Annotated in this window: 7 protein-coding genes; 4 read left to right on the plus strand and 3 right to left on the minus strand. The window is 71.9% G+C overall.

Annotation, left to right across the window (positions count from 1 at the left end; genetic code table 11):
* Window positions 1–110: 110 nt before the first annotated feature.
* Window positions 111–1,748 carry a hypothetical protein gene (locus UA74_RS20670; RefSeq protein WP_075741743.1) on the plus strand — a complete coding sequence of 546 codons (1,638 nt, stop codon included), beginning with the start codon at window positions 111–113 and terminating at the stop codon, window positions 1,746–1,748.
* 94 nt (window positions 1,749–1,842) lie between these two features.
* Here the strand turns inward: UA74_RS20670 and UA74_RS20675 are convergent, their stop codons facing one another.
* The 3 genes from UA74_RS20675 to UA74_RS20685 all read right to left on the minus strand — a co-directional run bounded on the left by UA74_RS20675 (window position 1,843) and on the right by UA74_RS20685 (window position 6,455).
* Window positions 1,843–3,987, minus strand: a complete 2,145-nt coding sequence (locus UA74_RS20675) for an ATP-binding protein (protein ID WP_075741744.1) — start codon at window positions 3,985–3,987, stop codon at window positions 1,843–1,845.
* Window positions 3,988–4,210: 223 nt separating this feature from the next.
* Entirely contained in the window at window positions 4,211–5,071 is an 861-nt protein-coding gene (locus UA74_RS20680; protein ID WP_075744037.1) for an NmrA family NAD(P)-binding protein, read from the minus strand.
* A 211-nt stretch (window positions 5,072–5,282) separates the two neighbouring features.
* On the minus strand, window positions 5,283–6,455 hold the full coding sequence (locus UA74_RS20685) for a glycoside hydrolase family 43 protein (protein WP_083683418.1): 1,173 nt from the start codon (window positions 6,453–6,455) through the stop codon (window positions 5,283–5,285).
* A gap of 791 nt (window positions 6,456–7,246) precedes the next feature.
* On the opposite strand from UA74_RS20685, the gene UA74_RS20690 reads away from it, so the two are divergent.
* The 3 genes from UA74_RS20690 (at window position 7,247) to UA74_RS20700 (ending at window position 11,429) form a co-directional block, all read left to right on the plus strand.
* Entirely contained in the window at window positions 7,247–8,476 is a 1,230-nt protein-coding gene (locus UA74_RS20690) for an ABC transporter substrate-binding protein (RefSeq protein ID WP_075741746.1), read from the plus strand.
* Window positions 8,477–8,909: 433 nt separating this feature from the next.
* Window positions 8,910–10,232: a hypothetical protein gene (locus UA74_RS20695; protein ID WP_198042799.1), complete on the plus strand. Its 1,323-nt coding sequence runs from the start codon at window positions 8,910–8,912 to the stop codon at window positions 10,230–10,232.
* A 315-nt stretch (window positions 10,233–10,547) separates the two neighbouring features.
* Entirely contained in the window at window positions 10,548–11,429 is an 882-nt protein-coding gene (locus tag UA74_RS20700; RefSeq protein ID WP_075765259.1) for an NYN domain-containing protein, read from the plus strand.
* Window positions 11,430–11,561: the final 132 nt, after the last annotated feature.

Raw genomic sequence — 11,561 nt, forward strand, 5'->3', positions numbered from 1 at the left:
CGCCCACGGCCTCAGGCGGGACCGTGCCGCGCGTTGATCCCCGGCACGGCCCTGCGGCGGCGGACGGCGCGCGCTGGCAGACGTATCGCCCCTGCCGCACCGTCCTCGCGGTGGCCCGCACGCTGACCTCGGCCATCCGGCTGTTGGAGGCCACGACCGTCTTCCTCGGCGACCCCCGCGTCCAGGTGGTCTTCACCGTGCACGCGGGCTCCCGCTTCTCCACCGGGGTCGCCGAGCTGCTCCGCGCGCTGCCGGTTGCGGTGGTGCCCTGGGACGCCGTCCCCGAACTGCGGTGCGACCTGGTGATCACGGCCAGCGAGAAGGTCGACCTGGCGCAGGTCGGCGACGCCCCGGTCCTGGTGCTGCCGCACGGGATCGGCTTTCACAAGTACGTCCCCGAGGTCGACGCGCCGACCAGCAGGCTGTCGGGTCTGGTGCCTGCCGACCTGCTGGACTCCGGTCGGGTCACGCTGGCGATCACCCACCCCGACCAGGCCGAACAGTTGGCGGCGGCCTCGCCCGCGACGGTAGGGCGAACGGCGCTGATCGGGGACACCAGCCATGACGCGGTCCTCGGCAGTGTGGGACGGCGGGACCGGTATCGGGAGCTGTTGGGCGTGTCGCCCGCGCGGCGGCTGCTGGTGGTGTCGTCGACGTGGGGCGAGCAGTCGTTGCTGGGCACCCGCCCCGAGCTGCTCGATCGCCTGCTGGCCGAACTGCCGGTGGACGAGTACCGGGTGGCCGCCGTCGTGCATCCCAACGCCTGGACCTGGCATGGCGGCTGGCAGCTCGACCAGTGGCTGGACTCCGCGATGCGGGCCGGGCTGCTGCTCCTGCCGCCGACGCGCGGCTGGCACGCCGCGCTGGTGGCCGCCGACCTGCTGATCGGCGATCACGGCTCGGTCAGTCTCTACGGCGCCACCGTGGGCAGGCCGGTGCTGCTCGCGGCCTTCGGCACCGAGGTCGTGCCGGGGACTCCGCTCGCCGAGTTCGGGCGGACCGCAGACCGGCTCGATCCCGCGACGGGGCTGCGGGAACAGGTGGACAAGGCGATGGCCGTGCATGATCCGCTGCGGTTCCGCCCGCTCGCCGACGCCGCCTTCGCCGCGCCGGGTCGCGCCGTCGACCTGCTGCGGACGCTGTGTCACGAGCTGTTGTCCCTGGCCGAACCCGCAGCCGAACCCGTCCTGGACGCGGCGCCGGACCCGCTCCCCGCTCGTCGCCCGGTTCATTCCCTGGAAGTGGCCTCGACCTTCGTCGCGCCGTCCACCGTGGTCCTGCACCGCGTCCCCGCAGCGGTGCGGGGTCGCCGAATCGACGTGCCCCACAGCGGATCGCGACACCTGCTGGTCGATGCGGAGGAGCCGAACCTGCGGCTCTTCGGCGATGCGGCCGTCCTGACCCGCTCGCGGGCGCCCGAGGCGGCCGAGCCGACGGCTGCGCACCCGAGCGGTGGGGCGGAGGCGGCGGTCGAGGCGGCGGCGGCGGCCTGGCTCGCCGAGGCACTGCGGCGCAATCCCGGCGCCCGACTCGCCGCGACGGCCGTCGCCGGGGGCACGCTGCTGGGGCTGCGCGACGGACGCCGCCTGCGGATCGCCGCCGACGACGGTGGCAAGCCGGACACGATGCTCGCGGCCTCGGCCGCCTATGCCGCATTGCTCGCGGGCGTTCTCGGTGCAGGCAGGCTGTTCGTGCGCGTCGGCGCGGCCGAACGGGTCCTCACGATGACGCTGGTCGAGCCCGCCTGATCGGCGGCGGGCCGCCCGGCCGGCCCAGCGGCGGCAGGACGGCCCGACGATCGCGCGACGCGGGCGAGGCCCCGCCTGCCGAGGATCGGCTCGATCAGTCCTCGAGCGCCGCCAGCCGCTCCCGCAACTCGGCCACGGCAGGCCCGCCGGTCTCGACCTCGACGGCCAGCACCCGGCTCAGCTGAGCCCGTGCACCCTGCCGATCGCCGCGCGTCTCGGCGAGGTCCGCGAGCGCCCGCCGCGCCTGGGCCTCGTAGTGGATCGCGCCGCGCTCCTCGAACAGCTCGACCGCCTCGCCGAGCTCCTCGGCCGCCGTGTCGTGCTCGCCGAGCAGGCGGTGCAGCGAGCCGAGGGCGATGAGCACCCGCCCGACCATCCGCCGATCGCCCAGCGCAGCCAGCTGGTCGGCGGCCCGACGCAGCTCGGCGAGCGCGTCGGCAGGCCGGTCGGCCGCCGCGAGGGCGCAGCCGAGGAAGTAGGCGCCCAGCGCGGCGCCTCGGGACTCGCCTGCCTGCTCGTTCAGCTCGATCGAGCGGCGGTAGGCCGTCAGCGCGCCGGGCGGGTCGACGACGTCGCGATGTCGGCCGATGAATTCCCAGACCGAGGCGAGCAGCGCCGGTCGGCCCGCCTGCTCTGCCAGCCGCAACGCCGTGTCCAGCTCTGCCCCCGCCCGGTCGTGCTCACTGAGCTCGGTGTAGGCCCGAGACACCAGGCTGCGCAGTCGCGCCTCGGCGGCGGGGTGGCCGGCCCGCCGCGCGGCGGTGGCGCCGAGATCACTGGCCTCGATCCAGTCCGCGAGGTAGCGACGGTGCAGGTAGAGCGGGACCATCGCCTCGGCGAGCTGCCACGTTCGCTCATCCCAGCCCTGTTCCGCGACGGCACGCAGCAGGGCGAGCAGGCAGGCGCGTTCGCCGGTCAGCCAGTCCAGCGCGAGCGCGGCGCCGCGCGGTCCGGTGAAGGGGTCGTCGACGTCGGTGAGCAGTGCCTCGTGATCCGCGATCCGGGTCCTGGCGCCCATCACGGCGCGGTCGGCCGCCGCGACCAGCCCGAGCCGCTGCCCGACCAGCCTGTCCAGCAGCTCCGCACGCGCCGAGGCGGGCTCCTCCCCCGCCGCGCGCTCCCTGGCATGGAGTCGGACGAGGTCGTGGAGGCGGTATCGCTCGCCGGGCTCCTCGGTCACCAGGTTCGCGTCGACCAGGACGGCCAGCGCCGATCGGGCCGTCGACTCGTCGACGTCGGCGGCCAGGGCGGCGGTGTCGACGGAGGCGTCCGGGCCGGGCAGCAGCCCCAGCCTGCGATACACCAGGGCCGCCTCGGCGGGCAGGCTCCGGTAGGCGTGGTCGAACACGGTGGACACCGTGCGCTCTCCTCTCGACGACAGGGCGCGCAGCCGACGACGCTCGTCGGCCAGCTCCGCCACCAGCGAGGCGACGGTGGCGTGCGGCCGGGCCGTCAGCCGAGCGGCGGCGACCCGCAGCGCGATCGGCAGGCCGCCGCACAGCCGGACCAGCGCGGTCGAGGCCGAGGGCTCCCGGCCGATGCGCTCCTCGCCGCAGAAGCGCGTCAGCAGCTCCGCACCGCCCGCGTCGTCGAGCGGATCGAGGACCACCATCCGGGCGTCGGTCTCGAAATCGGCCTCGGTGAGCCTGGCGTTGCTGGTCACGACCACGGCACTGCCCGGACTGTTGGGCACGAGCGGTTCGACGTGAGCCGCCTCGGTGACGTCGTCGAGCAGCACCAGCACCGGCTGCGTCGCGGTCCGGGTCCGGAACAGGGCCGTGCGCTCGGCCAGCTCCGCCGGGATGTGCTCGCGGTGCACGCCCAGTCCCCGCAGGCATTCGGCCAGCGCGTCGCCGACGGCGGTGCCTGCCTCGGTGCGTCGTGTCGAGTAGTCGATGTAGAGCTGCCCGCCGGGATACCGGTCCCCGGCATCGCGCGCCCAGCGACGCGCCAGCGCGCTCTTGCCGACACCGGCCAGCCCGGTCAGGACGATGATCCATGTCGAGTCTGCGCCCGCATCGCGCAGCAGCTCGTCCACGGCGGACAGCTCGGCGACTCGATTGACGAACCGGCCCGGCCCGGCGGGGATCTGATGCGGCACCGGGCGCTGCTCGGTGGGAAGCAACCACGTCACGTCGCCGTGCACGGTGCCCACCTGCACCACCGAGCCGCCCACGTCGGCCGCGTGGTTGCCGACCGCAGGGTCTCGTCCCGATCGGTCCGACCAGGCTCCGCCCATCGCCGACTCCGCCTCCGCTCGCCCTCGCAGACTGTGATCGAAAATACTCTACGGCGCGAACTCGACGCCCGGCACCGGATCGGCGGAGCCCGCGCGAGACCGGCAGGTCCCTGCCCGCCGTGGCGCTCGCGCCGTCCCTTGCGGGCGGCGGAGAGCCCGCCCCTGCCTGCGACACGGGGCGCCAGCCGTCTCCCGGCCCCTGGGCGACGCCGGACGCCTCGGCTCAGCGGAAGTCGGCGACGTGATCGGCGACCCACTCGCGATAGGTACGCGCGGGACGACCGACGATGTCGGACACGGTGGACTCGATCTTCTCGACCGAGGTGATCGTCTCGGCATGGGCGGCGAAGATTCCGTCGACGACGTCGACCGGCCAGCCCTGCGCGACCATCTGCTCGCGCGCCTGGGCAACGGCAAGCTCCTCGAACCGGGTCGGCCTGCCGAGCACCTCGCCGATGATCGCGACCCGCTCCGCGTTGCTGAGCACCTCGGGACCGGTCAGGACCGGCTTGGTCCCCACGTGTCCGTCGTCAAGGAGCGCCCGGACTCCCACCGCTGCGATGTCGGCCTCGTGGAGCATGGCCCCGGCGGCCTCGGCGAAGGGCGCCCGGACGACTCCGTCCGCCCGGATCTCCGCCGCCCATTCGAGATCGTTGCCTGCGAAGCCGCCCGCACGGATGAAGGTCCACGCCAGATCGGTGCGCTGGATCTCCTGTTCGACGTCGGCGTGGAACTGGTTGATGGGATCGGACTGCCGTTCGGCGTCCTCGCGAACACCGCTCGACGAGAGATAGACGATTCGATCGGCCTCGGCGTCGATCGACGAGATCACGGCGGGCGCCAGCTCGGCCGTGAGAAGCGGCCAGACCAGGAACACCGATCGCACCCCGGCCAGCGCGGCCGTGAGGCTCGTCGGGTCGGCGAGATCGCCACGAACGACGTCGACGCCGTCGGGCAGTCCCGCCGCCTCGGGAGCCCGCGTCATCGCCCGCACGGCGACGCCCTCCTGATACAGCTGGGCGACGACGTTCCTGCCGACCTTGCCGGTGGCGCCGATCACGAGGATCGGATGCTGCGCAGTCATCGTGAGCTCCTTCGTCTGTCCCATCGTGGTGGGACGTCATCGTCGATGACCGGGACGCTAGAAGCTCAACAACAGTCAAGGTCAAGTCCGCCGAGGCGCAGGTGATCGAAGGAGACACCGCCGGGCGGGCGGCACCCGTGACGTCGGCCGGGGAGGCCGATCGGCTCGCCCGGCGGCGAGAGCGCGCAGCGGGCGGCCGCTGCGCCCAGACTCACCCCAGATGGTCGGCGCGCTCCGGCTCGCTCACTCGGCGGGACCGGCCCGCGACGGTGACCTTCACCGGCGAGGTGATCCACGGCGTGGTCGACGTGTCGGCCGGGCTCGCCAGCCGCCGTCCCTCGCCGGACGGGGCGGGCAGCTCCACGCCTGCGGCGACGGGGCTGCCGAAGTCGGGGGTGCCGTCCCGGTTCCACTCGAAGGGCTGAGCCCGGATCGTACGGCCCTGGCCGCACCCGCCCGACGCGGAACCCTGAGCGTGATAGACGATCCAGTCCTCCCTGCCGTCGGGAGAGGTGAAGAAGCCGTTGTGGCCGGGGCCGAACACGCCTGCGGAGTCCGATCGCTCGAACACCGGGTCCCGATGCTTGGTCCAGGCGCCGGGCAGCATCGGGTCGCTGCCGCGCAGGGTCAGCAGGCCCAGCTTGTAGTCGGGCGTGCCGCAGTAGCTGGCCGAGTAGACGATGTGGGTCTGACCGTTGCGCTGCAGGGCCACCGGTGCCTCGTTCACCCGCAGGCCGCTCGTCTCCCAGGGGTGCTCCGGGGTGGACAGCAGCCGCTTGGCGCCGCTGATGGTCCAGGGATCACGCATCGGGGCGATCCAGTTCTCCTGGGCGACGTCACTCCACTGCGACCAGAGGAAGTACAGGCCTCGGCCGGGGATCTCCAGGTAGCTCCCGTCGATGGACCACTGGTCTTCGCCGGGCGGGTTGAGCTGCGCCTTGTAGGTGTAGGGGCCCATCGGGTCGGTGCCCGCGCTCTCCAGGACGTGCATCCGCTGGTGGTCGGCCGAGCCGCTGACCCCGGCGCTGTAGTGCAGGTACCAGCGGCGCCCGTTCGGCCCGTTCAGCAGCCGGAACTCGGGCGCCCAGAAATAGCAGCATCGGGAGGGATCGTCACCACGCCACACGACCACGGGTTCGGCCTCAGCCAGGCCCGCCAGCGTCGGGGATCGACGCATCACGATCTCGGAGGAGTGATAGGTGCCGGTCAGGTAGTAGTTGCCGTCGTGGTAGGTCAGCCACGGGTCGGCGCCGTCCTGGGCGTACAGCGGATTGCGGAACGTCCCGTCCGCGCCGAAGGCGGGCACGCCGCCGAGCAGCAACGCGACCATGGTGCAGACCGCAAGGCCCGCCCGACGAATCCAGCGTGATCGACCACCACTCATCCCCGACTCCCTCGGTCCCCCACCACCGCAGCCGAGATCGACACGACGGTGCTGTGATCAGCCGCCGACCAGCGGCTTTCCAGCACCGTATGCGAGGGCCGGACGACTCGCCGGGAGTCGGTCACCCGATCAGACGGCCCCCGATCGCGGGTAGACGATCACGAGATCCGTCCCAAGCGGAGAGATCGTCGATCACCACCGCACGCGGCGGCCGACCCACGAGCCTGCCCGTTCGACGCCGTGCGGGCGGAGCGGAGTCGTGTCGCCGTCGAGTCGCCGCGACGGGGTCGACCTCAGTACCCGCGCGGTGCCGCCACGCTCGGCACCCCTCGGCATGCGGGTGACTCGAGGCGAGACGACGGTCGGTCGCCCGCACCGATCCAGCGGGTCGACGGCGGGCAGCCCTTGATCGTCTACAACGGATCGGCCTCATTTGCCGTCTGGCATATCAGATCCAATTCGCCGCCACGCACGATGGAAAGACGGGAGACAGCCGCGAACAGGCCCCCGATCAGCACTCCCTCATCGAACCCGAATCACCCCTTCGGAGCTATTCGTCCGACATATCGGACGTCACGGGCCGGAATCAGCCATTCCGACACAGATCGACGTCGATGAATCTTGACTGTGACCCGGGTCTCTCAATAATGGGCGAACGCTTCCGGCTGCAGACCGACCATCGAGGCCGGTCGTCGGGGGCCGGGCGACATCCACGACGGGGAGGAACGACAGTGACGTCGACTTCGCAAGGACCGAGACGCCGGAGGTCCGCAGGCCTGACAGCCGGGCTGATGAGCGTGGCGCTGGTGGCGGCGGGTTGCGGAGGCGCCGCGGGCGATGACGGCCCGGTGAATCTCACCTACACCTTCTGGGGCAACACCGATCGTGGTGACCTGACCACCGAGGCGATTGCGATCTTCGAGGAGAAGAACCCGGACATCACCGTGGACATCACGTTCGCCGACTTCGAGAGCTATTGGCAGAAGCTGGCGACCGAGGCGGCGGGCGGCAACCCGCCCGACGTCGTGCAGATGGACTACACGTACCTCCGCGAATACGCCGATCGCGGCGTCCTGCTGGATCTGGCCCCGTTAGTGGGCGAACAGATCGACACCGACGACCTCGTGGGCGGGCTGAGCGAGGCGGGCCGGGTGGACGACGGCTACTACGCGATCCCCATCGGCAGCAACATGATGTCCTTCCAGTACGACGCCGCCGTCTGGGACGCCGCAGGCGCCGTCCGGCCCGAGACGGGCTGGACCTGGGACGACTACGCCGCCGCGGCGGCCGCCGTCACCGAGGCCAACGGGGGCGACCCGTGGGGCGGCATGGACATCGGCGAGCATCTGCACATGCTCGACGTGTGGCTGCGGCAGAACGGCGGCCAGGTGTACACGGACTCCGGCGAGCTCGGCTTCACCGAGGCTGACCTGATCGAGTTCTGGGAGCTCAACGAGCGGTGGCGCGACGCGGAGAGCGTCATCCCGCTCTCCGCCGTGGACCAGGCCATCGCCGACACGTCGCTGGCCGTCGGCGCCACCGCCTCGGAGTTCGCCTGGGACAACTTCCTGCCCAGCACCGAGAACACCTACGGCAGCGAACTGGCCCTGGCGCCCTTTCCCAGCGACACCGACGAACTCGGCCTCTACGCCAAGCCGTCCATGCTGATGAGCGTGACGACCCGCACTGATCATCCTGAGGAGTCGGCGCGGCTCATCGACTTCATGATCAACGATCCCGACGCCGGGCGGATCTTCGGCGCCAACCGGGGTCTCCCCGCCACCACCACCCAACGGGAGACCGCCGAATTCGAAGGCGTGAACGCCCGGATCGAGGAATACGAGAACAGCATGGAGGGCTTGCTGGGCGAGACCCCCGCCCCGCCGCCGCCCGGCGGCGCAGGCGTCGAGCGGTTGATGCAGCGGCTCAACGAGGAGGTCGCCTACGACCGGGCCACCGTGGCCGACACGGCCGCCCGCTTCATGACCGAGGCCGAGCAGATCCTGGCCGACGCCGCCTGAGCAGCTCCTCGCCGCGCAGGCCGGGGCGGTCGGTCGATCGACGAGGATCGTCCGACCGCTCCACCGCTCCCTCGCCGACGCGTGGCCGCCGACGGACGGCCACGCCCCGGATCTCCGCATACCCGCAGATCCCGCGAGAGTCTGCCTCGGTCGGGGCACCCACGGCCGTTGATCATCTGCTCCGTCGGCGCCCGGCCGCATCACGTGCGAAGGCCACGGCCGCAGGCGGCCAGCGCGCCGTCGGCCGTCCCGCCACACGAACGGTCGGTCCCTGGTCGCCTCGGGCCCGGACCGGCTCTCCCCCGGCCGTGTGATCGCACCGTCTTTCGCCCCCTTGCCACTCGCCCGGCGGTTGCCTGCCCATGGCCCGGTCCGCTCCACTCGATGAGGACTCGACGATCTTCGTCTCGACGACTGCGGGCAGGGGCTTGGCATGGCCGATCCAGTGGCAGGATCTCCGGGCAAGGCGGCAGGCGGGCAGCCGCCGCCCGCACTCGCCCGCACCCCGCCGATGGGCTGGAACAGCTGGGACTGCTACGGCGGCTCGGTCCGGGAACACGAGGTGCTCGCCAACGCCGAGTACCTCCGCGATCACCTGCTGCCGCACGGCTGGGACCACGTGGTGGTCGACATCCAGTGGTACGAGCCGACCGCCGACACCAGCGGATACCACGAGGGCGCGATGCTGGACCTCGACGAGCACGGCAGGCCGATGCCCTCCCCGAACCGGTTCCCCTCCTCGGCGGGCGGTGCGGGCTTCGCACCCCTGGGCGCACGAATCCATGCGATGGGGCTGCGCTTCGGTCTGCACATCCTTCGCGGCATCCCCCGGCAGGCCGTCGCGCTGCGGCTGCCGATCCTGGGCACCGAGTGGACGGCCGCCGACGTCGCCGATCACGAGAACGTCTGCCCGTGGAACCCCGACAACCTCGGGCTGAACCACGAGCATCCCGGCGCGCAGGCCTACTACGACTCGCTGCTGGCCCGCTTCGCCGAGTGGGGCGTGGACTACGTCAAGGCGGACGACATGCTCGTCCCGTACCACCGATCCGAGATCGAGGCCTTCTCTCGGGCGATCGAGGCCAGCGGCAGGCCGATGACGCTCAGTCTCTCCCCCGGCACCGACCTGGCCGTGGAGCACGTCGATCACCTCACCCGGCACAGCAGGCTCTGGCGGATCTCCGACGACCTGTGGGATCGGTGGCCCGACGTCCACGCCCAGTTCGACCGCACGGCGCGCTGGGTCGCGCACGCAGGCCCGGGTCACTGGCCCGACGCCGACATGCTGCCGCTGGGCCGGATCGGCATCCGGGCCCACGGCGGCGACGACCGCGCCTCGCGGCTCACCCGCGACGAGCAGCGGACCCTGATGACGCTCTGGGCGATGGCCCGCTCGCCGCTGATGTTCGGCGGCGACCTGCCCTCCACCGACGAGTGGACGCTCGGCCTGCTCACCAACGACGCCGTCCTGCGCATCACCAGAGACAGCGTCGGCAACCGCAGGCACCGACAGGACGGCGACCTCGTCGTCTGGACGGCGCAGAGCACGGACGGCCTGCTCCGCTATGTCGCGCAGTTCAACCTGGGCGACGAGGCCGCCGAGTCCCGCGTGACGGCGGCCGAGTTCGACATCGAGCCCGACGAACTGGTCGTCGACCTGTGGTCCGTCGCCGAGCCTGCCCGGTTCGGCACGACGCGCACGGTGTCCCTGCCCGCGCACGGCTGCGTGCTCTGGTCGATCACGGCGGTCCCGTGAGCCGGGGTCTCGGCCCGGCGGGGCCGGACAGGGACCCGGGCCGCGCGCGGCGGGCCCGGCCGACGCCGCCCGGCGTCGATCCGACCACGCGGCGCGGCGGCTCCTTCGATCGGGTAGGTGGGGTCGGTCGACGGGGTGAAATCCCTGGCATCGCGGCGGGAATGACGAGAAACCGGGGGTGGCGACGAGAAAGTCGGGGGGATGACCGATAATGACGACGCGTCCACGGGCGCAGTGTTGCGTTGGCTGCTCCGTTGAGTGGCCGGGGGTCGCCTTCTCTTCCGGCGGCCCCTTTTCCCGTAGAGAGGGCTGCTGATGGATCGATGTGCGATCTTCGTCGACGCAGGCTATCTCTACGCGGAGGGGGGCAGACTCTGCCGACAGACCACGTCGCGCTCGGCCCTGCTGCTCAAACCCGAGCCGTTCCTCAGCCTGATGACCTCGGTCGCCGAGGAGCTGACCGGCATGCCGGTACTGCGGACCTACTGGTACGACGCGGCGCGGGGCGGCCATCGGACGAGCGAACAGCGGGCCATCGCCGTGCTGCCGGACGTGAAGCTGCGGCTGGGCAGGCTCAACGGCAGCGGCCAGCAGAAGGGCGTCGACGCCCTCATCTACCGCGACATGATCATGCTGGCCCAGTTGGGCGCGGTGAGCGACGTGCTGCTGGTGAGCGGGGACGAGGATCTGCGGGAGGGCGTGCGCACGGCGCAGGATCACGGCGTGCGCGTCGTGCTGGTGGGCATCGAGGCCGAGAGCGGCAAGTACAACCAGTCCGAGGAGCTGGTGTTCGAGTCGGATCGGCTGCACAGCCTCTCCAAGGACGAGCTGACCCCGGTGTTCGACCTCCGGCCGCCGTTGCCGCCGCCCACGGTGCTTCCGATTCCCGTGCAGATCGAGTCGGGGGAGGACGCCGACGGTGAGCAGGCGACGCCCAGCCCGATTCAGGCGATGCTGACGCCGAGGGCCGCCTCGGCCGAGTTCACCGCGCGCTGGCTCGCCAACAGCTCCAGCTCCGAACTGGCCGACCTGCTGGCTCGTCGACCCAGCATTCCGCACGCGTTGGACCAGGGGCTGCGCGCCCATGTCGAGCAGGCCCTCGGCATCGACCTCCAGGAACAGGAGCAGATCCGCCGCGACGTGCGGTCCGCGTTCTGGGGCGTCGTCGCGGCGAACGTCGACTCTCGGCAGCTATGAGAGCCGGTCGGTGCTCCCTGCCGTCGGAGTTGCGCGGGGCAGGCGGCGGCGTCGGTCACCATGACTCCGTGCAGGCGCCCTCCGCTCGCCGTGCGACTCGTCCACGCCGATCCCCGCTCACGGCGGAGCAGG

It is taken from the genome of Actinoalloteichus fjordicus, from assembly GCF_001941625.1.
GTDB classification, from domain to species: Bacteria; Actinomycetota; Actinomycetes; order Mycobacteriales; family Pseudonocardiaceae; genus Actinoalloteichus_A; species Actinoalloteichus_A fjordicus.